The sequence below is a fragment of the Buchnera aphidicola (Nipponaphis monzeni) genome, from assembly GCF_006741185.1.
GTDB classification, from domain to species: Bacteria; Pseudomonadota; Gammaproteobacteria; order Enterobacterales; family Enterobacteriaceae; genus Buchnera_H; species Buchnera_H aphidicola_T.
In genome coordinates this window covers 348,703-373,118 of record NZ_AP019379.1, presented here as the reverse complement: position 1 = coordinate 373,118, position 24,416 = coordinate 348,703, and the positions used below count along the sequence as shown (strand labels likewise).

Annotated in this window: 23 protein-coding genes and 3 tRNA genes; 5 read left to right on the top strand and 21 right to left on the bottom strand. The window is 20.4% G+C overall.

Features of this window, described 5'->3' with window-relative positions; genetic code table 11:
- Positions 1–515: 515 nt before the first annotated feature.
- The 11 genes from BUCNMO_RS01470 to BUCNMO_RS01420 form a co-directional block, all read right to left on the bottom strand.
- Positions 516–1,139 carry a hypothetical protein gene (locus BUCNMO_RS01470; RefSeq protein WP_158344954.1) on the bottom strand — a complete coding sequence of 208 codons (624 nt, stop codon included), beginning with the start codon at positions 1,137–1,139 and terminating at the stop codon, positions 516–518.
- Between the two features lie 24 nt (positions 1,140–1,163).
- Positions 1,164–1,508 (bottom strand): histidine triad nucleotide-binding protein, encoded by a 345-nt coding sequence (locus BUCNMO_RS01465; protein WP_158344952.1) that lies wholly within the window; start codon positions 1,506–1,508, stop codon positions 1,164–1,166.
- A 162-nt stretch (positions 1,509–1,670) separates the two neighbouring features.
- Positions 1,671–3,101, bottom strand: coding sequence for a PTS glucose transporter subunit IIBC (gene ptsG, locus BUCNMO_RS01460; RefSeq protein WP_158344951.1), 1,431 nt, complete (start codon positions 3,099–3,101; stop codon positions 1,671–1,673).
- A gap of 269 nt (positions 3,102–3,370) precedes the next feature.
- Entirely contained in the window at positions 3,371–4,156 is a 786-nt protein-coding gene (locus BUCNMO_RS01455; RefSeq protein WP_158344949.1) for a YchF/TatD family DNA exonuclease, read from the bottom strand.
- Positions 4,157–4,177: 21 nt separating this feature from the next.
- On the bottom strand, positions 4,178–5,176 hold the full coding sequence (locus BUCNMO_RS01450; protein WP_158344947.1) for a DNA polymerase III subunit delta' C-terminal domain-containing protein: 999 nt from the start codon (positions 5,174–5,176) through the stop codon (positions 4,178–4,180).
- Complete coding sequence (tmk, locus tag BUCNMO_RS01445) at positions 5,167–5,796, bottom strand: dTMP kinase (protein WP_193554155.1); 630 nt, start codon at positions 5,794–5,796, stop codon at positions 5,167–5,169. Before tmk ends, BUCNMO_RS01450 begins: the two co-directional genes overlap by 10 nt.
- A gap of 209 nt (positions 5,797–6,005) precedes the next feature.
- Positions 6,006–6,248 carry an acyl carrier protein gene (gene acpP / locus BUCNMO_RS01440; protein WP_158344943.1) on the bottom strand — a complete coding sequence of 81 codons (243 nt, stop codon included), beginning with the start codon at positions 6,246–6,248 and terminating at the stop codon, positions 6,006–6,008.
- Positions 6,249–6,358: 110 nt separating this feature from the next.
- Complete coding sequence (locus tag BUCNMO_RS01435) at positions 6,359–7,087, bottom strand: beta-ketoacyl-ACP reductase (RefSeq protein ID WP_158344942.1); 729 nt, start codon at positions 7,085–7,087, stop codon at positions 6,359–6,361.
- 9 nt (positions 7,088–7,096) lie between these two features.
- Positions 7,097–8,020, bottom strand: coding sequence for an ACP S-malonyltransferase (locus tag BUCNMO_RS01430; protein ID WP_158344940.1), 924 nt, complete (start codon positions 8,018–8,020; stop codon positions 7,097–7,099).
- Positions 8,021–8,260: 240 nt separating this feature from the next.
- On the bottom strand, positions 8,261–8,437 hold the full coding sequence (rpmF, locus tag BUCNMO_RS01425; RefSeq protein ID WP_158344938.1) for a 50S ribosomal protein L32: 177 nt from the start codon (positions 8,435–8,437) through the stop codon (positions 8,261–8,263).
- A 260-nt stretch (positions 8,438–8,697) separates the two neighbouring features.
- A complete protein-coding gene (locus BUCNMO_RS01420; RefSeq protein WP_158344936.1) occupies positions 8,698–9,627 on the bottom strand; it encodes an RluA family pseudouridine synthase in 930 nt (309 codons plus the stop codon).
- A 304-nt stretch (positions 9,628–9,931) separates the two neighbouring features.
- On the opposite strand from BUCNMO_RS01420, the gene BUCNMO_RS01415 reads away from it, so the two are divergent.
- On the top strand, positions 9,932–11,611 hold the full coding sequence (locus tag BUCNMO_RS01415) for an Rne/Rng family ribonuclease (protein WP_158344934.1): 1,680 nt from the start codon (positions 9,932–9,934) through the stop codon (positions 11,609–11,611).
- Positions 11,612–12,278: 667 nt separating this feature from the next.
- Here the strand turns inward: BUCNMO_RS01415 and BUCNMO_RS01410 are convergent.
- The 8 genes from BUCNMO_RS01410 to flgB all read right to left on the bottom strand — a co-directional run bounded on the left by BUCNMO_RS01410 (position 12,279) and on the right by flgB (position 18,755).
- Positions 12,279–12,590, bottom strand: coding sequence for a rod-binding protein (locus BUCNMO_RS01410; RefSeq protein ID WP_158344932.1), 312 nt, complete (start codon positions 12,588–12,590; stop codon positions 12,279–12,281).
- On the bottom strand, positions 12,580–13,665 hold the full coding sequence (flgI, locus tag BUCNMO_RS01405) for a flagellar basal body P-ring protein FlgI (protein ID WP_158344930.1): 1,086 nt from the start codon (positions 13,663–13,665) through the stop codon (positions 12,580–12,582). Before flgI ends, BUCNMO_RS01410 begins: the two co-directional genes overlap by 11 nt.
- A 158-nt stretch (positions 13,666–13,823) precedes the next feature.
- Complete coding sequence (locus BUCNMO_RS01400; protein ID WP_158344928.1) at positions 13,824–14,549, bottom strand: flagellar basal body L-ring protein FlgH; 726 nt, start codon at positions 14,547–14,549, stop codon at positions 13,824–13,826.
- A gap of 89 nt (positions 14,550–14,638) precedes the next feature.
- Complete coding sequence (gene flgG, locus BUCNMO_RS01395; protein WP_158344926.1) at positions 14,639–15,421, bottom strand: flagellar basal-body rod protein FlgG; 783 nt, start codon at positions 15,419–15,421, stop codon at positions 14,639–14,641.
- Between the two features lie 10 nt (positions 15,422–15,431).
- Complete coding sequence (locus BUCNMO_RS01390; RefSeq protein WP_158344924.1) at positions 15,432–16,175, bottom strand: flagellar hook-basal body complex protein; 744 nt, start codon at positions 16,173–16,175, stop codon at positions 15,432–15,434.
- Between the two features lie 1,077 nt (positions 16,176–17,252).
- The gene (locus tag BUCNMO_RS01385) at positions 17,253–17,903 is read right to left on the bottom strand and encodes a flagellar hook assembly protein FlgD (RefSeq protein WP_158344922.1); all 651 of its coding nucleotides are present in this window, start codon (positions 17,901–17,903) and stop codon (positions 17,253–17,255) included.
- A 30-nt stretch (positions 17,904–17,933) separates the two neighbouring features.
- The gene (gene flgC / locus BUCNMO_RS01380; protein ID WP_158344920.1) at positions 17,934–18,344 is read right to left on the bottom strand and encodes a flagellar basal body rod protein FlgC; all 411 of its coding nucleotides are present in this window, start codon (positions 18,342–18,344) and stop codon (positions 17,934–17,936) included.
- An 18-nt stretch (positions 18,345–18,362) separates the two neighbouring features.
- Complete coding sequence (gene flgB, locus BUCNMO_RS01375; RefSeq protein WP_158344919.1) at positions 18,363–18,755, bottom strand: flagellar basal body rod protein FlgB; 393 nt, start codon at positions 18,753–18,755, stop codon at positions 18,363–18,365.
- 488 nt (positions 18,756–19,243) lie between these two features.
- Here flgB and flgA point away from each other — a divergent pair, with 488 nt between their 5' ends.
- Both flgA and murJ read left to right on the top strand, forming a co-directional pair.
- Positions 19,244–19,861 carry a flagellar basal body P-ring formation chaperone FlgA gene (gene flgA / locus BUCNMO_RS01370; RefSeq protein WP_158344917.1) on the top strand — a complete coding sequence of 206 codons (618 nt, stop codon included), beginning with the start codon at positions 19,244–19,246 and terminating at the stop codon, positions 19,859–19,861.
- 593 nt (positions 19,862–20,454) lie between these two features.
- Positions 20,455–22,005, top strand: coding sequence for a murein biosynthesis integral membrane protein MurJ (murJ, locus tag BUCNMO_RS01365; protein WP_158344915.1), 1,551 nt, complete (start codon positions 20,455–20,457; stop codon positions 22,003–22,005).
- 127 nt (positions 22,006–22,132) lie between these two features.
- Here murJ and BUCNMO_RS01360 read toward each other — a convergent pair.
- Positions 22,133–22,217 (bottom strand) — tRNA-Ser (locus tag BUCNMO_RS01360).
- A gap of 259 nt (positions 22,218–22,476) precedes the next feature.
- On the opposite strand from BUCNMO_RS01360, the gene BUCNMO_RS01355 reads away from it, so the two are divergent.
- Positions 22,477–22,547, top strand: a tRNA-Cys gene (locus BUCNMO_RS01355).
- Between the two features lie 59 nt (positions 22,548–22,606).
- Positions 22,607–22,691, top strand: a tRNA-Leu gene (locus tag BUCNMO_RS01350).
- Between the two features lie 40 nt (positions 22,692–22,731).
- Here the strand turns inward: BUCNMO_RS01350 and rsmC are convergent.
- Entirely contained in the window at positions 22,732–23,745 is a 1,014-nt protein-coding gene (rsmC, locus tag BUCNMO_RS01345; RefSeq protein ID WP_158344914.1) for a 16S rRNA (guanine(1207)-N(2))-methyltransferase RsmC, read from the bottom strand.
- Positions 23,746–24,416 lie beyond the last annotated feature (671 nt).

Genomic DNA, 24,416 nt, shown 5'->3' with positions numbered 1-24,416 from the left:
TTTTTTGTATTTAACATGTTATTAATTTTATTTATAGTTTTATAAATAATTAAAATAAATTTTTTGTAATATATAGGTATATTATCAGTAAAATATTTGTAAATATTCTTACACATTGAACTAAGTGTTATTTGTTTTATATAAAATTTTCATATCTATAATAAGTAGATATTATCTATACAACATTAAATTATTTTAGTAATTACATTTTCAATATTATTTTTAAAAATTATTAATTAATAATTTTAAATATTAAAAAATTTTTAAATATTTTATAAACTAACTACTTTTAATAAAGTATATGAATTATTTTATTAATTAATAAAATATATTTTTTTAAATATAATATAAATTGTATCAGTTAACCATTACTGTAAATAAAAAAATTATTGTAGTAATATATTATGTACTTAATATATTTAAAATTTTGAATGTATCATATTATTTTGCAAATAAAAAATATTTTCTGTATTAAACAAATTTTTTAATATAAAGAGATCAAATTACTATTAAATTTAGTAATTTGATCTCTTTATATTAAAAAATTGCAATTTATTATAAATAATTTCTTTATCATCCACAGTTACTAATTCTGTATTTATCAAAATATGTTCTAAATTTTTAATAACATTATTAAATAGTATGTATCTAACATTCATATATTTAGCTATTAATAAAACTTTATCTTTAGATAAACTATTACTATTTAATGTTAATTTAAATTTTTTTAGTACATCATCTATTTCAGAAATTTTTATTATTTTAATAAATTTAAAATATTTATTTATCATTTTCCTTACGTTTTCTAAATCATTTTTTCTATTATATAAATAATTTTTATTATTATAAACAATATCTATTAACAATTTGTTTTCATAAAAAGAAATATGCGCATTTTGTAATGCTTGTATTATTATCTTATTTAAAAAAATATTTATTTTTTTATTTTCTGTATTCAAATATTTATTTTTGTTAGATTTAACGTGAAACATATTTACTTTATTTTGTACATTATTAGAAATTTGACATCTAGATAAAAAAATAACATTTATTAAAATTAATACGCAAACGCAATATTTATAACATATAATTATTTTTTTTTTAGTAATAACTTTAACTAAATTTAAAATTTTTTTCATTTTTTAATCTTATAGATTACAAATTTAATTTATATTATTTAATTTTTCTCCTCCCAATACATGTATATGTAAATACTTGATTTCTTGACCTGCATTTTTATTGCAATTCACAACAATTCTATATCCTGAATCTGATATTTTTAATTGTTTAGCAATTTTAATAGCTATATACATCATATATCCAACAATATCTTTATTTTTTTTAGTAATTTCGTTTAATGAAGAAATATATATATTAGGTATAACTAAAAAATGAACTAAAGCTTGTGGTTTAATGTCATAAAATGCAGTTACTTGTTTATCTTGATATATGATATTTTTTGATGTCTTTTTTTGTATTATTTTTTCAAAAATAATTTTATTGTTCATGTATTGAATCCTATTTTTAAAATATTTTTTATTTAACTAATTTAAAAACATTATTATATATAAAATAAAACAATAAATTTTTTGGGTGAGTTATTATATTCCCACCCGAACATTTTTTATGTTTACTATATTTTTAGGTATAAAATAATGTTATCTTACGTTTTAATTATTTAAATATTTATCTATATTAATTTTAATATCATCAGATTTAGTGCCAAAAACAACTTGAATTCCTAACCCTGAAATAACTACTGCCATAGCTCCTAATTTTTTTAATTTTATTTGTTGCACTTTAGATGTGTCAACTACTGTAATACGTAACCTAGTAATACATGCGTCTATGTTAGTAATATTTTCTTTACCACCTAAAGCTAATATCGTCTCATATGCTATTTCTTTATTCGTTTTAATGACTTGTGAAAATGTTTGTATTTCCCTTCCAGGAGTCATAAGATTTAATTTAATTATTAAAGTATAAAATATAATATAATAAACAATACCATATAATATACCAACTATTGGAAATAACCATACATGATTACTGTTACCGCTTAATATCATAAAATCTATAAAACCATGAGAAAAACTAGTACCAGATCTCATATTTAATAAAATACAAATAGGAAATGATAATCCTGCTAATAATGAATGTATAATATATAGTATAGGAGCAACCAGTATGAAAGAAAATTCAATAGGTTCTGTAATTCCTGTCAGAAAAGCTGTTAATGCAGCAGAAATCATCATACCCCCTACTTTTTTTTTATTTTCATCTTTAGCAGATTGCCATATCGCTAAAGCTGCTCCTGGAAGACCATACATTTTAAATAAAAATCCTCCAGAAAGTTTCCCAGCAGTAGAATCGCCTGCCATATATCTTGCTATATCTCCATGAAATATTTGACCTAAATTGTTACTGTACTCTCCTATTTGCATTTGAAAAGGAACGTTCCATATATGATGTAATCCACAAGGTACTAATGCTCGTTCTATAACACCATATAATCCAAAAGCTAAAATAGGGTTATGATATGCAGCCCATTCAGAAAATCGTTTGATAATATTACCAATAGGTGGCCATATTAATGCTAAAAGTATACCTAATAAAATAGCTGATAATCCAGAAACTATTGGTATAAATCGTTTACCAGTGAAGAATCCTAAATATTCAGGCAATTGAATACGATGAAAAATGTTAAACATATATGCTGAAACTGCTCCAGTTAATATACCTCCCAAAATACCAGTGTCAATGACATGTTTTTGTTGTATTTCTACTAAAGGTAAATGTAATAATATAGAAGATACCATTAATAAAGTACTAGTCATTATATTATAAGCTACTACAGTAGCCAAAGCTGCTACTCCATCATTTTTAGTAAATCCTAAAGCAATTCCAATAGCAAAAATTAAAGGCATATTTGTAAAAACAGATCCACCTGCTTCAGACATAATACAAGAAATTGTTTTAGGAATGATTTTAAAATTTGCAGAGCCTATACCTAATAAAATACCAGCTATAGGTAATACTGAAATCGGTAACATTAGTGATTTACCTATTTTTTGAAAATTAGAAAATGTACTTTTAAACATGATCCATATTCCTTGATTATATTTTTTTTAGTTTTAAAAGTAATTTATCATTTAATTAAATAAATTGTTTTTATAAATTTAATTAAAATGTTTTTATTAATCTAAATATTTAATATATATACGTTAATTAATATATATTTATACTTTTTCATATATTAAAATTTTGAAAATATTTGTAAGTTGATATATAACATAATGTTAAATAATAGTAATACAGTAATTCGAAAGTAAAATTATTAATAATTTAATTAATTTATTCGAACTATAATTCAATAAGTTTTAAAATTTAAGTTAAACAATTTTTTAAAATTATTTGTTGTAATTACAGCAATTTTGGAGATATCTATATTTAATAATTTAGAAATATAGTTTGCTAAAACATATAAATAAGCGGGTTGATTTTCTGTTCCTCTATATGGAATAGGGGATAAATAAGGTGAATCTGTTTCTAATAACAGTCGATCTAATGGTATGTATTTTATAATTGATCTTAAATTGTTTGAATTTTTAAAAGTTATTATTCCTGATAACGAAATATAAAATCCTAAATCTAATAATTTTTTTAATGCATTTAAATTTTCTGTAAAAGAATGTATTAATCCAACACATTTACTCGAATCTGAATCTTTTAATATGTTAATAACATCTTTAATAGAGTTTCTGGTATGTATTATAATAGGTTTATTTAATAAGATACTAATCTGTATTTGTTTTTTAAATAAACAAATTTGTGATTTTTTAGATACAATATTGTTAAAATAATCTAATCCAGTTTCTCCTATTGCTATTACTATTTTCTTACTACATAATGCATATAATTGATTATAATTATAACAATTATTATTTTCCAAGGGATGAATACCACAAGAATATTTTACGTTCTCTCGGTTGCCTATTAATTTATACATATTACAGAAATTTTCAACAGAAGTAGAAACGTTTAATATTAATTTAACATAATTAGAAATTGATTTTTTAAATACATCATTTATACTTTGATGAATTGTATTGTAATTTAACTGATCAATGTGACAATGAGAATCTACTAAAAACATAATTTAAAACCTTTTAAATAATTAAATGTAAATTTTCATGTTCAATATCTTTTCCCATTGCATAAGTGTTTTTAAAATTAATAGTTCAACACTAATTTCTGGATGATTATTTATTTTTTTTTTACAGTTCAACCATAAAATAATACTATTATTTATATCTTCATAAGAAAATTTTTTTGAAAAATTTTCAATAATTTTCTTTTGATCTAAATTTTGGATATAATAAAACATTTTTTTTTGATATTTTAAAATATCAACAAATAATACAATTATCCAATCAACTAATAAATTAATTTTTTTTTGATTTAAAATAGATTGTAATAATAATAAATTATTTTCATTAATCGAAAAACTTAATATTTCAAAAAAATTTTTTCTTAAGTTCCATACTAATGAACTTAAAATATTTTTTGAAAAAATTGGTATGCCATCACATAGATGTAAAGCTATTTTACATTTTTCAATAGATACTCCAGTATTTTCACGTAACCATTTTAAACTTTCTTCTTTTTGTGGTGGTTTAATATTCCATAACATACAACGACTACGCAAAGTTACAGGTACTTTATGATAAAGACTTGTTCTTATAAAAAAAAAAGTATTTTCAGGTGGTTCTTCTATACTTTTAAGCAAACAATTGATAGATGATTCAGTTAAATTATTAATATTCATAATCCATATCAATTTAGGTCCGTATTGACTTGAAGTAAGATAAATATTTTCTATAACATATCTTATTTCGTCGATTCCAACTTGTTTAGAATTATTTTTAGATCCAACAGTATACCAATCTGGACGATAATTTAAATTAAAACTAAAATTATTTGTACATTTACTACAATTATTTAAAGATAATTTACTCTTACATAAAAAATAATGGCATATATTATGCATTAAACATTTAATACCCATACCAAACGGAGAATTTATTAAAATAGTATGGTGCAATGTTTTATTGTTATATTGGTGAACAATTTTTTTTAAATGAATTTTTAACCAAGGATATTGTATTACAAACATTGTTTATTTATCCATTGATATAATTGATTTTTGATTTCTTTTTTTACAACGTTTTTGTTAAATGTAGCATCAATAGTGATAATATCAGAATCTGAAGCAGCTAATTTTAAATAACTATTTCGAACTTTTACAAAAAAATTCAAAGATTTTTTTTCTATTTTATCTAAATTTTTCCTAACACGAATTCTTTCTAGCCCTATTTTAGGAGTAACATCCAAATAAATAGTTAAATCTGGCTTACAATCATTTAAAAACATTTTTCTTAAGCTAATAATTAAATGTTGATTAATATCTAAACCACCACCTTGATATGCTAAAGAAGATAAATCATACCTATCACTAATAATCCAATTTCCTTGCATTAATGCTGGTTTAATAACTGTTTCAACTAACTGGACTCTTGATGCATAAAATAATAATAGTTCTGCTTTTTTAGTTAAAGTGTTATTATATTTAATTAATTTTCTTATTTCTTCGGATACAAGTGTACTCCCTGGTTCTCGTACTGCGACAACGTTTGTAATATTAATTTTTTTTAAAATTTTTTTTATAAATAAACAAGCTTCAGTTTTTCCTGCACCTTCAATACCTTCTAGTACAATAAATTTGTTTTTCATTATTATAGTTTATTAATAAAATTTGTTTAATTATAATAGTTAATACATATATATTCAAATCACATAATTTTTTATGTATGCTTACCATATTAAATAATATTTATTTTTTAAATAACTTTAAAAATTGTAAAAGATCATATATATGTTAATTGTATAACTACTATAAATATTAATTAATTTATTAAAAAAAATATTATTAAAAAAATATTTTTTTATTTTTTTAAAGTTAATTTGCACACGTATTTTATGATTTTTCCTACTGAATTAATTTTTTCAATAATTTCATCTGGAATTTCAATATTAAATTTTTTTTCTATAGCCATAATTAATTCTATGAGATCTAAAGAGTCTACTCCTAAATCTTCAGAAAAATAAAACGAATTAAGAATTTTATTCTTATTAATTCCTAATTGTTTTGAAATGATTAATTTAATTTTCTTTTCTACATTATTCATTTAAAAATTTCTCTTAATATTTACAATCAATATTATTTTTTTTTAAAAAAAAATAACAATAATAATACATATTTTTAATAATTATTTTAAAATAATCTATCTTTGATTTTTTATTTCATAAATAATCCACCGTTAACATGTAAAGTTTCTCCAGTAATATAAGAAGAGTAGTCTGAAGCCAAAAATAATACAGCATTAGCAACATCTTCTGCTGTTCCAAATCTAAGCATTGGAATTTTAGACATAATTTTTTTTAAATTTTTAATTTTTTTAGTCATACCATTGTTAATAAATCCTGGAGATACAATATTAACTGTTATACCTCTGGATGCAACTTCTAAAGCTAGAGATTTATTAAATCCTATAATTCCTGACTTTGATGCAGAATAATTTGTTTGTCCGTAATTCCCTATATCTCCTATAACAGATCCTATTGTAATAATTCGTCCTTTTTTTTGTAAGACCATTTTTTTTATAACACTTTTAGTTATATTAAAAATAGAAGTTAAATTAGTATTTAATACATTTATCCAATCTTTAAAAGGCATTTTTAACAATATATTATCTTTTATAATTCCAGCATTGTTAACTAAAATATCTATATGTTCAAATTTGTTGTGTATTGTTTTAACAGTATATTTTATAGCATTAGAATCTGTTATATCTAAAATCATACCTTGACACTTATTATTTAAAAATTTATTAATTTGATTTACTCCTGTTAAAGAAGTAGATGTACCAATTACAATTGCTCCATTTTTAGCTAATTTTTTAGATATATATTTTCCTATTCCTCTATTCGCCCCTGTAACTAAAGCTATCTTATTGTTTATATTCATATTTTGTTGTTAAATAATTTTTAATGCTTTATGTATATTGTTTATATTATTTAAGGGAATGACAGATATTTTTGTAGTTTGTGTATATATATTTCTTGATCTACTATTAGAACCAATTTGTAATAATGTAGAAACATTTTTGTTAATTATATACTCAATAGATTGTTTCCAAAGTACTGTTTTATACATTTGTCGTACTAAAGCACTACAAATATTTTTTTTTAAATATTCACACTTTACATCAACATTATTTACTATACGACAAGTAGGTCGTTTAAAGTTAATTGAATGTAAAGTATTTAATAATTTACTTGCAGTAGTTTTCATGAGATAACAATGCGACATAATATTATAAGGAAATTTTATCGTATATAATGCTCCATTTTTTTTACATTTTAATATAACTTGTTGTACTTTATTACTATTACCTGAAATTACTATGCAATTATTTGGATTAATACAAGCAATGTTTACTTGGTTTTTAAATAAGTAATTATTTATAATATCTTGTATTTTATTTTCATGTAATCCAATAATCATTTCCATTGCACCTGATTCTTTGCGATTAACGTCATACATTAATTTTTCTCTTAACATTACTAATGTTAATGCATCTAATAAAGTAATAACATTAGAACATACAAGCGCTGCGTACTCTCCTATACTATGACCAGCCATAAATTTTGGAACATTTTTTTTTAAAGATTGCCAATATTTATATATAGCTACTGCATTAGTTAATATCATTGCCTGAGTGTAGTATTTTAAATGTACAAAATTTATTACATGATTCTTAATATGATGTAATAAATTATATTTAATATGTTCAGATGCTTGTTCAAAAGTTGTTTTTATTATAGAATTTGAATAATTTAAATTGTTTGTTATTTTTTTTTTAAATGTATATCCTTGAAATAATATAGCAAATGACATATTAAACTCTATTTAATATTAAAATATAAAATATATAAAATCTACTTATAAGAATGATATTTTATAAATATGCTTAAATGTTTGTAGTTAACTATTTTTTACAAATTTTATTAAAAATAAAATATAACCCATCAAAATATTGAAATATATATAAAAAATTTAAATATATTTAAAATATTTTTTTGGTTAAAATATTAAAACATATATTAATAATATTAATGTATATTTTAATTATAGTTATTATACATTATAAAACACATATTTTTTACCTCTATAAAATCCCTTTTTAGTAATATTATGTCTAATATGTTTTTCTCCTGAACATTTATCTATAGACAATAATGCTTGAAAGCATTTATCGTGGGATCTTCTCATACCTCTTTTAGATCTAGATGGTTTATTTTTTTGTACTGCCATATAAAAAATTTCCTTAATGTAATTTAAAAAATTAACATTTATTTATATAAACATTATATTATATATCATAAAAAAATTATATAAAAAATATTACTAAAAATTACATAAAATAGTTATACAATTATTGTATACTACTTATAATATTTATAAGTAAATAAATAGTTACTAACAGTTATATTAAATATATAAATATTAGTTCATAAGTTACTTTACATTTTTATTATTAAAGATTTTTTAATAAATTGTTATGTTTCTACATATTATTTTAATTCGTTTATATATCTGAGAAAATGTTTTTCTAAAGGAGCATTAATACATATTTTTTTTTGATTGTGAGGGTGAACAAAATTAATGTTATTTGCATGTAAAAGAAGTTTTTTTTCAGTAGATATCTTTATTTTATTATCAAGTAATTTATTACCATAACGATTGTCAAAAATTATAGGATGGCCTGTAGATAATGTATGTACTCTAATTTGATGAGTTCTTCCAGTAATTGGTTGAATAGCAATTAATGTAGAGGAAGAATATACACGTTGGATTTTAAAACAAGTTTTAGAAGGTTTTCCATTTGCATTTATAGAAACTATACGTTTATTATTTTTTAATAAAGGAAATTCGACTTTTTTAATTTCTAAAGGCCACTTTCCATGTACTAATGCTAAGTAATTTTTTTTTATTTTTTTATCCCTAAGTTGTGCATGAAGTGATTTTAAAATATTTGCTTTTTTAGATAAAATTAGTATGCCTGAAGTATCTTTATCTAAACGATGCACTAATTCTAAATTGTTGTTCGAAGGAATCAATTGTCTAAAAATTTCTATAATTCCAAAACTTAATCCACTACCTCCATGTACAGCTATACCTGATGGTTTATTAATAACTAACAAATATTTATCTTCATATAAAATATTTTTAATTAATAAATTTTTTATTTTTACAGGGATGTTTTTTTTTATACTAATTTTATCTTGAACTTTTATATATGGTAAATATATATTATCATTTATTTTTAATTTATAACTAGGTTTAATTTTTTCTTTGTTTATCTGTACTTTACCTACACGTATAATACGATATATCATACTCTTAGGAACGTTTTTAAATTTTTTTATAAGAAAATTGTCAATTCTTTGATTGATCATTTCTTTGGTAATTTTAAAAATACATGGTAATATCATTTTTATCATAATTATAATAAGTTATAGAAATTGTATACAATATTAAATCAATAAAAAAGTTAATAATGTTAATTATAACAAATTTTTTAAATATAAAATCTATTTATTATCTAATTACGCATAAATAATTTATATATTTTTAATAAAATTGAAAATAAATGTTTAATTAATTACATAATGTTAAAACTTAAAGAAATTAATTATAATATTTTTTTGTTATTTTTTTTAAAAAATGAAAAAACTTAAAAAGTTTACTTAATTTAATTATTTTATAATCATAATATATACTTTAAAAAAAGTATGAGATGTAACTATGAAAAGAATGCTAATCAATACAACACAAAAAGAAGAACTAAGAATAGCTTTAGTAGACGGAGAATATTTATACGATTTAGATATAGAACACACTAAACATAAACAAAAAAAATCAAATATTTATAAAGGTAAAGTAACTAAAGTAGAACCTAGTTTAGAAGCAGCTTTTATAGATTATGGTACTAAAAAAAATGGTTTTCTTCCTCTAAAAGAAATTTGTAGTAAATATTTTTCTAATACATTTTCAGATAACTCTACTTTAAAAATAAAAGATGTTTTAAAAGAAGGACAAGAGTTAATTGTACAAGTAGATAAAGAAGAAAGAGGTAAAAAAGGAGCTTTACTAACCACTTATGTATGTTTAGTAGGAAGTTATTTAATTCTTATGCCTAATAATCCAGGTACGAAAGGTATTTCTAAAAAAATATTAGGTTCAGATAGAGTTGAAGTTAAATACATTTTGTCTACTTTAAATTTTCCAAAAAAAATGGGTATTATAATAAGAACAGCTGGATTAGGTAAATCTACTGAATCTTTGCAATGGGATTTAAGTTTTTGTATAAAACATTGGAACAACATAAAAAAAATAGCTAATAGTAAACCAGCTCCATGTTTAATATATCAAGAAAATGATTTAATTTCTCGATCTTTTAGAGACTATTTAAAATGCGATATTAGTGAAATTTTAATAGATGATCAAAAATCGTTAACTTTAGCTCGTAAACATATGAAAATATTAGGAAGATCAGATTTTATTAATAAAATAAAATTATATACAGGAAATATTCCTCTGTTCTCTTATTTTCAGGTAGAATCTCAAATTAATTTAGCATTTCAAAGAGAAATTAAATTATCCTCCGGAGGAGTTATAATTATAGATCATACAGAAGCATTAACTGCTATAGACGTTGACTCATCACAGTCTACCAAAGGTATAAATATTGAAGAAACAGCGTTAAATACAAATTTAGAAGCTGTTAAAGAAATTTCCAGACAATTAAGATTAAGAAATTTAAGTGGATTAATTGTCATTGATTTTATTGATATGATACTTTTAAAAAATCAAAAAATTGTTGAAGACGTACTAAAAAAATTTGTAAAAAAAGACCGAGCTCGTGTTCAAATCAGTTCTATTTCTCAATTTGGATTATTAGAATTATCTAGGCAAAGATTAAATTATTCTTTATATGAATCAAATTACCAATTGTGTTCTCAATGTTATGGTATTGGAAAAATTAGAAATAAAAAATCTTTATCATTATATATTTTAAGGTTAATAGAAATAGAAGTAATTAAAGATGATATAAGTGAAGTACATGCTATAGTTCCAATAGATATAGCTTGTTATTTACTTAATGAAAAAAGAAAGGATATTAGTAATATTGAAAATAAACAAAAAGGTAAAAAAGCAATTATTATTCCTAATAAAAAATTTAAAATTCCATTTTATTCTATTTTATCCATTAGTAAAAATAAAAAAAACAATTTTATAAACTACCATTTTCCTAATTCATGTATAAAGAAAGAAAATTATTTTTTTAATATTAGTAAAGTAAATTTTGTTAATAAAAAGATATATTTTTTAAAAAAATATGTTATGATAAACAATTTTTTAAAAAACATATTTCAAAAAATTATTAGAAACTTTATTTTTGTGATAAAATTTTACAAAAACTGATCATTTTTTTAAAAAATAATTTCTATACAAAAATTATTATATTTAAAATTCGTAATAAAATTGTATGTATAACCATATATCTATCTATCAATTAAGATTAATACAAAAAATATTGTAATTAATTAATAACTATTTTAAAAACATTTTTTTTATTTTATATTCTACATGATATTTAGTAAATATGCTTTAAATTAAGTAATTTTTAAATATATTTAACATATTTTATGTTATGCTTTAAACATTCTATTTATGCAAATAATATAATATTTTAATTATTGTAATAAATTATCCATGTATTAATATAAAAATATATGGTACATAAATATATTTAAGCACATTTATAAAAATAAAAATTATTAATAATTTAAGTAAATTTTTTAATATAAATGAAATTAATAAAAAACTATATTTTGTACATAATAAAAACAATAAATGAACATATCGTATATAATTTAAATTATTAAGTATAAACAAAAAAAATTATTTCATGAAATTAATAATAATTATTTTTAGCAAGAGGATTGTAAAAAAAATTATTCTCCTCTTGCAAATATATGAAAATATTGTAGTAAAAATAGTTTAATTATAATATAACTAAATCTATAAATATAATTTATTTTTTTAATGTCATCAAACATATGCTTCTATATTTTTTTAAACACAAAATTTAACTGTTTTTAAAAACATTAATTTGTTTTTGAATAATTTTAGATAATCCAATTCCTTTAGTACTTAATGTTTTAGATATTTGTTCATCGTATATTTCAGTATATAAATGAACTTGATCATTATTAAAAATATTTGATTGTAATAAAGATTTTCTCATAGTTTTAATGAGAATATTTATAAAAATACTTTCTACTGCTTGAGATAATTTATTCGTATATATTTTTTTTTCTTGATTTATATTGTTTACTATCAAATTATTTTTTTCAAAATTATTTTTTTGATTATAGTTAAGTATAGAATTAGTTTTCATGAAATGTCTCTATTTTAGTAGATAAACAATTAGCTAATTTCATTGTTTCTAAAATTGATATTAGTTCATGTGGTTTAATACCAAATAAATTTAAAGTATGTATTATGTTAGACAGTGTAGCATTAGTATTTATTTTACTTACATGTTTTTTATTTAAAGTTCTATTAAAATTAGTTGATTGATAAGAATATTTTTTAAATTTATCTACAAATATGGTAAAATTTTTATAGGTAATAGAACATGGATTTAGCTTAATTGATTTACTTATTACTACTGCACCCATTTTAGAATTAATAATTATTTTAGATTTTGATTGAGAACTTGGAATATCTATATTCTGAATATTGGAAATAATATTAATTTTTTCGACATTTTTAAAAGATTTAATATCTATTACTATACTTTTAGCATTAATTGCAGTTGCGATATTATTGTAACGATAGTTAATATTATCGCTAATTTGTTTTGCTAAAGTAAAATTATCTTTATATAATTGTAATTTAATAATATTATTATTATTAAAATTATTTTTTAGTTCCCTCTCTATGATACCTCCATCAATTATTTTACCAGAATTAAATTTTTTTTTGTTGAAAGATATCGTATCTTTTTCTGAATAAGAATAATTTTCTTGAATCAATATTTTCCCTTGGGCTATTGCATAAATTTGATTATCTATCCCTTTTAAGGGAGTCATTAGTAAAACGCCTCCTTCTAAACTACTAGAATTACCTATAGATGAAACAATTACATTTATTTTTTCTCCTTGTAGTCCAAAAGGAGGTAATTTTGCTGTTACAATTACTGATGCTATATTTTTTAATTGAGAATTATTGTTTATGATTGGAATTTTTATTCCTAATTGCGATAACATATTGTTCAACGTTTGTATTGTAAAAGGAACTTGACTAACACGATCTCCTGTACCATTTAAACCAACTACTAAACCATAACCTATAAGTTGATTATCACGTACACCTTCAATATTTGTTAAATCTTTAATTTTACTTGCAAAAGTTAATGAATTAACTCCTATGAATAATAATATTAATGTATATAACAATGATTTAAACATATATATATCTTATATTATAATTAAAATACTCAATAGATTAGTATTTTAAAACATATTAAATTAAATTATTTATAATATCTAAAAAATTAATTAAACTATTATAGTAACATTTTATGTTATAAAAAATTTTTTATTTTTTTTTAAATATAATGTATAATTTATATTGGCATAATATTTAAAAGCAAACGTTGTAACCATCCCATTTTACGAGACTCATTTACATATCCATGACTAATATATTCTATTTTAGAATCAGCTATTCGAGTCGAAATAACTGAGTTATTTTTAGAAATATCGTGAGGATTTATTACACCTGAAAAACGAATAAATTCTGTACCTTGATTTATAGCTATTTTTTTTTCTCCTGTAACTTTTAAATTGCCATTAGGAAATATTTTTGAAACTGTTACTGTAATTGTTCCAACAAACGAATTTTTTGCATAATTACTACCTTTCCCTAAAAAATTGTTTTTAGAAGCACCGTTTATTTCTGTTTTATTTAAATTTTCATTTAACAAGTTACCAAAAGGTCCATGTGTAGCAGCAATTCCAATATTAGCGTTACCATTTTTGCTAATATTAGCGGAAGAACTGTTACTAGCAGTAATGTTTTCTTCTAGAATTACAGAAATAATATCTCCTATATTATGAGGTTTATAATCTTCAAATAATGATTGATAACTATAATTACTAGGAATACATTTTTGGAATATTGATCCATTATTTAGTACAACGTTATTTGTAATGTACACCGAAGATATTTTTTCCGTAATATTATTTGCTGTTTTATGTGGTATTGTTGTTGTACATCCACTAATAGTACAAATTAAAAATAAAAAGATAATTAAACAATTTTTATTTTTCAACTTACGTAGTTTTAACATATAAAAGTTTTTTTATTTTAGTGTAAAATATTATATTTAATAAAAATGTGTTAATTAAAACAGACATATTAATTACAAATAAAAATATACTATAATTGATATAATCTTTGAAGCATTTGATCCGATGTATTAATTGCTTTACTGTTAATTTCATATGCTCTTTGCGTATGAATCATATTAATTAACTCTTCAGCAACATTTACATTTGAAGTTTCTATAAACCCTTGATACAATAAACCTGTTCCTCCTGTTCCAGGAATATTTTCTATAGGTACACCAGATGCTTGAGTTTCTCTATATAAATTTTCTCCTAAACTTTCTAAACCTGCATTATTTGCAAAGCTCATTAAACTAATTTGACCAATAGATATAGGTTGTATTTGTCCTTGTTCATTTGCTGTTACTATACCATCTCTACCTATATTAATATTAGTAATATCAGAAGGAAAAGCAATTGTAGGTTGTACTAAAAAACCACTATTAGTTACTAGTTGACCATTTTGATCAATTTGAAAAGATCCATCACGAGTGTAAACATTATTTCCATCTGGCATTTTTACTTGGAAAAATCCTTGTCCGTTAATAGCTATATCTTTAGAAGAATCGGTTTTTAATAAATTACCTTGAGTATGTATACGTTCAGTAGTTACCAATCTAGTTCCTGTTCCTAATTGTAAACCTGAAGGAATAGTTGATTTTTGAGAAGATTGCAATCCTGGTTGCCGTACATTTTGATAAATTAAATCTTCAAAAATAGCTCTTGATTTTTTGAATCCATTTGTACTAACATTCGCTAAATTGTTTGATATAACATTCATATTAGTTTGTTGTGCATCTAATCCTGTTTTAGCAATCCATAATGAAGGAAACATATTTTTTCTCTTAATCATTAATATTTAAAATTTTGTTAGCCATTTGTGTAATTTCATCTATATGAGAAATAATTTTCATATTCATTTCAAATAATCTAGCATCAGTAATCATATCAATAATACTTGTTGTAGGGTTAACATTACTACTTTCTAATACTCCAGATTTTACTAATGTATCATTTTTTTGATTATTGTTTATCATATTTAAAAATCTTTTTTTTATATAAAAAAATCCATTTTTTAGATGTATCATATGATTAACATTCATTTGAACAGTTTTTAATCTATCTATTTTAAACTTTTGAGTGTTTTTTTTAAACGCTATAATATCTCCGTTATTTAAAATTTTTAAAGTAATATCTTTAGGTATATTTATTAACCCTTTCTCTCCTATTACATATTTTCCATTAATATTAAGAAATCTTTTTTTATCAATATTAAAATGTCCATTACGAGTATAATAATTTTTATTATTTAAATTATCTTGAATAACGAACCATCTATCATTTTGTATAGCTACATCTAATGGTTCTTGAGTATACACTAAAGATCCTGGCGTTAAATCATAAAATGAAGTAGAACTACTGTCTAATAACTCATCTTTCTTACAATTTAAATTATTATTTTTTATAAATGAAAAATATTCTTTTTTAAAACCTGTAGTTGAAATGTTAGCTAAATTATTATTCGTAACATTTTGTTTTTCAAGTAATTGGCTAGCTGCATGCATTGCTATATTTATTGAATTTTCCATTTTTTTTTTATTAAGATTAATTATTATATTTTTTTGTTTAAAAATAAATTTATATATAATAAAAAAATTGTTTATGCATTTTCGCACATCTTATGTTATTTAATTAAACGTATTTATTACAAAATATTAAAATAATCATTTTTTTCTATTTCTTAATCTAATTATTTAATGTATTTATCATTTTTTACATATGCAATTTATTTTTTTATCAAAAGTTAATTTTTTTAATACTTTACTAGTTTATAATTTAATATTTTTATTTTTTAAAATAATTATTTTTTATGACATATTAGTAATAAAATAATTTATACTACTTATTGAATATATTAAAAATAATTATTTTAAATATTATATTTAATAAACATGTATTTTATATATTTATAATATTAATACACAGTATAACTTAATTTATTTCAATAATTAAATTTAAAAAAAATAAAATGTTTTTAGCAATTAGTATTAATTCATACTAATTGCTATCTTTAAAAAAATAAAATTTAATTTTTTATAAAGTTATTAACATATGTAAATATATTGTACAACATTTAATACATAGTTATAAAATTATGTTTTTTGTTAAAAGTACTATTTTATAAAATTTTTTTTTAAAAGTTACTTAATGTTTTTTAATAAAAAACCATTTTTTTATTTTATTTCATAAACATAAAGATTTGTATTAGTCATTACTTAATTTTATTAATTTTTTATTCATATAGATAATTATCTATTAAAAAAACATAATTACCATTTATTTATTTTAAAATAATACGTTTAGAATAAACTTTCTATTATGTTTATATATTATGAAAATACTAAAAATACATATTTATTGAAATTTTTACAAATATAATTGAAACTATTAATACACAAATTAAGTATTTTTATCAAATATTGGAATTATCATTAAATAATTTAATTAAAAATTAATAACGTCAATTATTAATGTTTTTAATTCATATTTTTGATATATAAATTAATAAAATTATATATCATATCATTATACACAAAAATAACTTTAATATGACTATTGTTATTATGTTTATTATAAATTAAATAATATTTAATATTATTTTTTATTTATATTTTATTTAAATCCAAAAATTTATTTTTAATAGTATTATTTAATTTAAGTTGATTAAAATAAGTTAATGGTTGTGTTGTTAATAATTTATTATTTTTAGTAGGTATAACTATCAATTCGTATTTTCCTTTTGGAACTATTTTTCCTAAATTGTTTTGTCCATTCCAGACAATTTTATGAATTCCTTTTTTCTGAAAACCTAAATTTTTGAAATAAATTAATTTTCCATTTTTATTAATAATTTTAATATCAACTGATGAAGCATCTTCATTTAACACAAACCCTAAATAAACTTTATCATTTGTTTTATTATATGAAAAATTAGCATGAGAAATATAAATATCATTTATATTTGGAAAATTTGTATTTATGTTTTTTTTAATTTTATCTTTTTTAAATAAATTACTAACAAGTTTTTCAATTTTTTGAATATTTGTAGCAGTGTCAATTTGAGTTAATTGTGAAGTTAAATCTGATTTTTCAATAGGATTAAGAGGATTTTGATTTTTTATTTGTTCTACTAAAATATTTAAAAAATTTTTGTGTATATTATTAACATTACTTTCATTCATCATGTAATCTTTTAAACTATTTTTATTAAAATCATTTGAAATAATAAAAGAATGATTATTGATATTATTAATCATATTTAATATCTCCTAATATTAGTATAGTTTTTATTGTCCTATTGTTAATGTTTTTGTAATTAAATTTTTTACTGTATTAATAACTTCTATATTAGCTTGGTAACTACGTGCTGCAATTAATCCATTTATAGTTTCATTAATAACATCAACGTTAGGCATTCTAACATACCCTTGAGTATTTGATAAAGGATGAGAAGGATCATATATTTTCTTAAAAGGAGTTTTAATATCATTAATTTCGTATGAATTAATTCCTCCTATTTTAGATTTGTCATGTTTGGCATATTTAAAAACAATTTGTTTAGCTGTATAAGGAACAAATTTTCCATGTTTATATATCATACTTTCCGAATTTGCTAAATTACTCGCACTAACATTTAATTTTTTCGATTGAGCTTCTAATCCAGAAGCAGCAATATTTAAAATATTTATTAAAGACATATGCAATATTTTCCTTAATTAACTTTGTAATATAACTAAAATATCTTTTATTTGATGATTTAAAAATGTAATTTCAGCTTGATATTTTAAGCTATTATTTAAAAAATTTATACGTTCAAAATTCATATTAACACTATTTTTTATAGCAGATTTCTCTAAATTAACGTTGTCATACACATGATATTTTGTGTTGTTAGAAACTAAAGGAATATGATTTCTAGAAGTTTTACTTAAACTTATATTGTCTTTATTTAGTATTTTTTTTACTTCAGTAGCAAAATTAATTTTTTTTGAAAAATAATTTGGAGTATCAGCGTTAACAATATTAGACGCTATAAGCTCTTCTTGATAAGATATTAATTTTAAAATTTTTTTATTAAATTGAAATAAATTATTTATTTCTGTAAGCATAATATTTTACTCTATAATATTAATCAATTAATTACATTTTATATAACATCATTTAATATTTAGTATTTATCTATTGTTTAATAATAAATATACTATTTTATAGTAATTTATTTTTTAAATAATCATTATTAATGAAAAATATAATTTACATAAAAAATAAAACTTAAAAAGGAATTAGTATATAATATATTGCATATCATACAACATTATTAAATTTTTTTATAAAAAAATGTTTTTTTATTAAAATTTAAATATTTCATTATTTTTAAACATTTGCAAACAATTGTAATTAAATAATTTTTTAATAATGATTATAACATTTCAAATAAATGCTTAAATTAAATAACATTTAAATTTAAAAAAATATTTTATAATGATGTATAATCAACAATAACTGGTATAATAAATCTAAATATAATAATAATTAGAACTATTAAGGTTTTTAATATGTTTATTAAAAAAAAATTGTATTATTGATTACGTTTATTATGTTACAAGTAAATGCAACAAGTTTGTTTGATAACATATTTCAATATTTAAAAGAAAGAAATATTAACTATTCTCACAATATGCATTTAATTGTATACACCCAAGCAAAAAAATGGAATCTATGTGAAAAACCTAAAATCTTAATATTAAATAATAGCAACAAAAATTGGGGTTTGATGGAATTGTTAATAGATTGTCATGTATTACATCGATATTTAAAAGTAGAATTACAATTAATAGGAAAATATATTACAGTTACTAAAACAATACCTAAAAATACTCTTTTATCAATTAATCATTTAAGATTTAAAATGGGACGTTTAGATCTTTTACCTAAAAACACTTGCGTCAAAATGTCAGATATTTTAAACAAGGTCACTTTAAAAGAAATTAAGCCAAACGAACCTATAACATTTAATTTAATTAAATCTGTATGGTTAATTAATTATAATACAATAGTGCCTATAATAATTAATGGAGAAGGTTTCCAAATTGAATCAACAGGAAAAGCTCTAAATAATGCTCAAAGTGGCCAAAAAGTACGTATTTTAATATATAACAAAATATTGATAGGCGAATCTGATGTCGATGGAAAAGTGATAATTAACGTAAAATAATTATAATTATACTAATTATTTTAAAAAATTAATACATATAGATTTTTTAAAGTATATATATCAGATTCTTTAACAGTAATAATGATATGTTTATAATTATTACGCTTTAATATTAGTATTAATATTTAAATATTACAACAGTATTCTGCAACTACACATGCAAATAATATTATATTGTTATAAATTTAAATTTTACAATATTTGAAAATATAATAACTTATTTATACAACACGTTAATAACGTATTTTATATTTAATTTTTTTGTTTAAAAAGTATTTTTAGTAAAATTGCATTCCTATGTTAAACTAAAACATCTCTAGACATGAATATATCTACTTAAAATATATATATAGTTAAGATTTTCTATTTAATATTTATTAAAACAAATATACTTTTTACATAATTTCATTACTAAAACAAAAAATATAACAATTTGTTACCCTATAATTTTAATAAAAATGTGGATTTTACTAGTTTTGCTAACTAATCTCAATTACTCTATATTTTTTAAATATTTTTAAATTAAAATGATTTCAATATTTTCCATATTATTTTAAAGTTTCATGGAATATAACGATAAGGAGTAATAATTAATGAAATTTTTGAAATCCATAGTAGTTGTTAGCATAGTAACGTTTATTTCTAGATTACTTGGTTTTATTCGCGATTGTTTAATTGCACAATTATTTGGAGCCTCTTTAGTAACTGATGCTTTTTTCATGGCGTTTAAAATACCAAATTTTTTACGTCGTATTTTTGCTGAAGGAGCTTTTACTCAAGTTTTCTTACCAATTTTAGTAGAATACAAAAAAAGAAAAGGTTGTAAATATACTAAAGAATTTATTTCTAATATATTAGGTTTAATGATTTTAATTTTGATAGTACTTAATGGTATAGGAATGATCATAGCTCCTACAATAATATCCATTATTGCTCCCGGTTTTGTTAATAATTTAGAAAAATTTAATTTATCAGTATCATTATTAAGAATTATTTTTCCTTATATATTTTTTATATCATTAGTATCTTTAGCTTCATCAGTGTTAAATACTTGGAATTATTTTTTAGTACCAGCTTTTTCTCCTATTTTATTAAATATTAGTATTATTACTACATTAGTCTTTTTCTCTCCTTTTTTTTATGCTCCCATTTTTTCTCTAGCATGGGGAGTATTTATAGGAGGCGTTTTGCAATTATTGTATCAGGTATTCTACCTTAATAAAGTTAAAATTTTAATTTTTCCATGTATAAATTTTCAAGATACTAGATTATGGTATTTTATTAACAAATTAATTCCAGTAATAATTGGTATATCAGCATGTCAAATTTCATCTATTATAAATACAATTTTTTCTTCTCTAGTAATTTCAGGATCAATATCTTGGATATATTATGCAGACCGAATAATGGAATTTCCTTCAGGAATTCTAGGTATTTCTTTATCTACTGTATTATTACCTGCATTATCAAAAATTTCTTCAAAAAGTTTACAACATAACTACTCTAAATTATTAGACTGGGGTATACGATTTTGTTTAATATTTTCTGTTCCAAGCACTGTATTTCTCAGTATTTTATCTAAACCTATAATAATAGTGTTATTTCAATATGGAAATTTTAGTATAAATGATACTAATATGACACAAAAAGCTTTATTTGCATACTCGATAGGGTTAATAGCTATTCTTTTAGTAAAAGTTTTATCATCAGCTTTTTATTCCAAAAAAGATATAAAAACACCCATGAAAATTTCTCTTTATGTAATACTGATAACACAACTATTTAATATATTATTAATTTATTTCTTTCAATACTTAGGTTTAGCTTTATCTATTAGTTTAGCAGCATGGGTAAATGTATTTTTTCTTTTTTATTATTTATATAAAAAAAATATGTTTTGTCCAGAGCCTGGATGGATAAAATTTTTTTGGAATTTATTTATTGCAACATTGGTAATGGTCCTTATTATATTAGGATTATTAAAAATAATGCCAGATTGGAGTATAGGATGCATGACATATAGAATATTAAGATTAACAGGATTATGTTTTATTGCAAGCTGTGGTTATTTAATTACTTTAATTTTATCAGGTTTTGATCTTTTGTTTTTTTATAAAAAAGTCGATAAGTTAGTAAATTGTTAAAATAATATTTTTACATAAATAATAACTAATAAATTGTAAACACTATTACATTTATCTAAAACATATAAAAAATTTGTTTAATTAATATGCATTTATTAATTCTACTTTTTTTTTAAAATCAATTTTATGGAGGAGGAGAGATTCGAACTCTCGGATAATTTCTCATCGGCGGTTTTCAAGACCGCTGCCTTAAACCACTCGGCCACCCCTCCTGAGTAAAAAAAATAACGTACAGAATACAAACTAAATTATAATTCTTCAATACTATATACCTATTTTTTTTTAATGTAAAGTATGTATTTTATATTTATAAAAATAAATTTTTTATATTTGTATTTAATATCTAAAACAATTTATTTAAATAAACATATTTTATGTAGACTTTTTATAAAAAAAAAGATAAAATCTAACTTAGATGTTAAAAAATGTTTTGTTTAATAACATAATATTTAAAATATTTTTTTTAAAAATGGCGCGTTGGCAGAATGGTTATGCAGCGGATTGCAAATCCGTATAACTCGGTTCAATTCCGAGATGCGCCTAATAATTTTTTTACATGTAATACATATTTACAAAAGTAGAATTTAGTATGATATGTTCAGCCCGGATGGTGAAATAGGTAAACACAAGGGACTTAAAATCCCTCGGCTAATTAAGCTTTGCGGGTTCAAGTCCCGCTCCGGGTATTAAAAAATACTAAGATTTTTTTTAAATTCATTTTTTAGATTATTCTAAGTAAGATTGATATACTTTATACCCATTATTGTTAACTAAAATTTTACAATTCCCAAAAATTTTTAAAATATAATTTTGGTAAAATAATGAATTATTTATGACTAATCTTAATTCTCCTTTAGGATATAAATAATTTTTAGAATATTTAATTAGTTTTTGAATAGTTTTTTTGTTTGTATTTAAATTGTTATGAAAAGGTGGATTTGAAATAATTAAATCAAATTTTCCAGTAATCCTAGAAAATAAATTACTAGCTAATACACTTCCTTTGATCATATTTATTTTTAAGGTTTCTTTACTTGATATTAAAGATTCTATATTTACATCTATTAACGTTAAATTCACTTTTAATAAAGATTTTTTAGCAATCGCTACTGCAAGTACACCTGAACCACACCCTATATCTAAAATTTTCTTTTTGGTATTACCTATAAAAGTAGACATTAATAATATACTACCTGCATCTACTTTATTGAATCCAAATACTCCAGGAAGAACTTTTATATTGTAACTATTCCATATATATTTTTTAAAAAAATTTGCTAAAAAAAATTTAGGCTTTTGACTCACTAATCCACGGATAAGAATACATTTTCTTGATTTGTCAAAATTTTTCAATGATACCCATTGTTTCAATAAATTGATTGCACTTTTAACCCCACTTCTATTTTCTCCTGCGATAAACAATTCAATATTTTCAGGCATACTAGATAATAAATTAATTAATTGAAATGTTGCATTTAATTTATTTTTAGGCCAAAAATATACCAATATATTTACATTTTTAGTTATTTTTTCATTAATTTTTAAACCAAAATATGAATTTTTGTACAAAAATTGATGAAATATACTCCAATAATGATAATTGAAAAAATGTAATTTTGTTGAATTGGTTAATATATTGTCAAATATATATTCTTTTATACAACCAGAAAAAACAACGTTTTTATTTTTAAATAAATAGCTATTTTTTAAAATAATTTTAATAGATTCAGTTATTTTCATATTTATTAGAAGTAAATCATAATTAAAAAATTAACATTTGTTTTAAAAAAACATTCTATATATACTATTTTAGTAAACATATCTAACATTTACTCAAAAAATTAAATAGTACTGTTACGTAAATTACATTCAATGATGTTAAGTAAATTTTTAACTATTTATATTCATATTTAACAATATTAACTAAATATGCAATTTAATATTCAATAAAATATTAAGTAATAACATTAATATATATATTATATTACTTAACAAAATAATAATCATCACTAATAATCAATTCAAAAAAAATATATACGAGACACATATTAACAATAATGAACGTTAACATTTTAATTTATTTAACTAAAAAAATAAAAATTTTATATTGTTGATATTGTATATAAGTAACATTAATAATATTAATTTAAAAACATTTTTGTATTAAAAAATTAATACACTTTTTATAATTTAAAAATATTTTTTATTACAATTAATATTTAAATATTATTTTATTAAAAAATATTACAAAAAAAATAAAAAAATATTTTTTTTGTTTAAATTAAATATTGTTTATTTTTATTATTGTTTATTTGATATTTAAAATAAAAAATCAAATTTTATACATTTTATTTACTAAAACAAGTAAATAGTTTTATAAAAAATGATAATTTTAACAATTAAAATACAAA

What these genes read in the sequence shown, in the direction of transcription:
- BUCNMO_RS01470 (WP_158344954.1), bottom strand. Translation starts at nt 1,139, where the DNA reads ATGAAAAAAATTTTAAATTTAGTTAAAGTTATTACTAAAAAAAAAATA.
- BUCNMO_RS01465 (WP_158344952.1), bottom strand. Translation starts at nt 1,508, where the DNA reads ATGAACAATAAAATTATTTTTGAAAAAATAATACAAAAAAAGACATCA.
- ptsG (WP_158344951.1), bottom strand. Translation starts at nt 3,101, where the DNA reads ATGTTTAAAAGTACATTTTCTAATTTTCAAAAAATAGGTAAATCACTA.
- BUCNMO_RS01455 (WP_158344949.1), bottom strand. Translation starts at nt 4,156, where the DNA reads ATGTTTTTAGTAGATTCTCATTGTCACATTGATCAGTTAAATTACAAT.
- BUCNMO_RS01450 (WP_158344947.1), bottom strand. Translation starts at nt 5,176, where the DNA reads ATGTTTGTAATACAATATCCTTGGTTAAAAATTCATTTAAAAAAAATT.
- acpP (WP_158344943.1), bottom strand. Translation starts at nt 6,248, where the DNA reads ATGAATAATGTAGAAAAGAAAATTAAATTAATCATTTCAAAACAATTA.
- BUCNMO_RS01435 (WP_158344942.1), bottom strand. Translation starts at nt 7,087, where the DNA reads ATGAATATAAACAATAAGATAGCTTTAGTTACAGGGGCGAATAGAGGA.
- BUCNMO_RS01430 (WP_158344940.1), bottom strand. Translation starts at nt 8,020, where the DNA reads ATGTCATTTGCTATATTATTTCAAGGATATACATTTAAAAAAAAAATA.
- rpmF (WP_158344938.1), bottom strand. Translation starts at nt 8,437, where the DNA reads ATGGCAGTACAAAAAAATAAACCATCTAGATCTAAAAGAGGTATGAGA.
- BUCNMO_RS01420 (WP_158344936.1), bottom strand. Translation starts at nt 9,627, where the DNA reads ATGATAAAAATGATATTACCATGTATTTTTAAAATTACCAAAGAAATG.
- BUCNMO_RS01415 (WP_158344934.1), top strand. Translation starts at nt 9,932, where the DNA reads ATGAAAAGAATGCTAATCAATACAACACAAAAAGAAGAACTAAGAATA.
- BUCNMO_RS01410 (WP_158344932.1), bottom strand. Translation starts at nt 12,590, where the DNA reads ATGAAAACTAATTCTATACTTAACTATAATCAAAAAAATAATTTTGAA.
- flgI (WP_158344930.1), bottom strand. Translation starts at nt 13,665, where the DNA reads ATGTTTAAATCATTGTTATATACATTAATATTATTATTCATAGGAGTT.
- BUCNMO_RS01400 (WP_158344928.1), bottom strand. Translation starts at nt 14,549, where the DNA reads ATGTTAAAACTACGTAAGTTGAAAAATAAAAATTGTTTAATTATCTTT.
- flgG (WP_158344926.1), bottom strand. Translation starts at nt 15,421, where the DNA reads ATGTTTCCTTCATTATGGATTGCTAAAACAGGATTAGATGCACAACAA.
- BUCNMO_RS01390 (WP_158344924.1), bottom strand. Translation starts at nt 16,175, where the DNA reads ATGGAAAATTCAATAAATATAGCAATGCATGCAGCTAGCCAATTACTT.
- BUCNMO_RS01385 (WP_158344922.1), bottom strand. Translation starts at nt 17,903, where the DNA reads ATGATTAATAATATCAATAATCATTCTTTTATTATTTCAAATGATTTT.
- flgC (WP_158344920.1), bottom strand. Translation starts at nt 18,344, where the DNA reads ATGTCTTTAATAAATATTTTAAATATTGCTGCTTCTGGATTAGAAGCT.
- flgB (WP_158344919.1), bottom strand. Translation starts at nt 18,755, where the DNA reads ATGCTTACAGAAATAAATAATTTATTTCAATTTAATAAAAAAATTTTA.
- flgA (WP_158344917.1), top strand. Translation starts at nt 19,244, where the DNA reads ATGTTACAAGTAAATGCAACAAGTTTGTTTGATAACATATTTCAATAT.
- murJ (WP_158344915.1), top strand. Translation starts at nt 20,455, where the DNA reads ATGAAATTTTTGAAATCCATAGTAGTTGTTAGCATAGTAACGTTTATT.
- rsmC (WP_158344914.1), bottom strand. Translation starts at nt 23,745, where the DNA reads ATGAAAATAACTGAATCTATTAAAATTATTTTAAAAAATAGCTATTTA.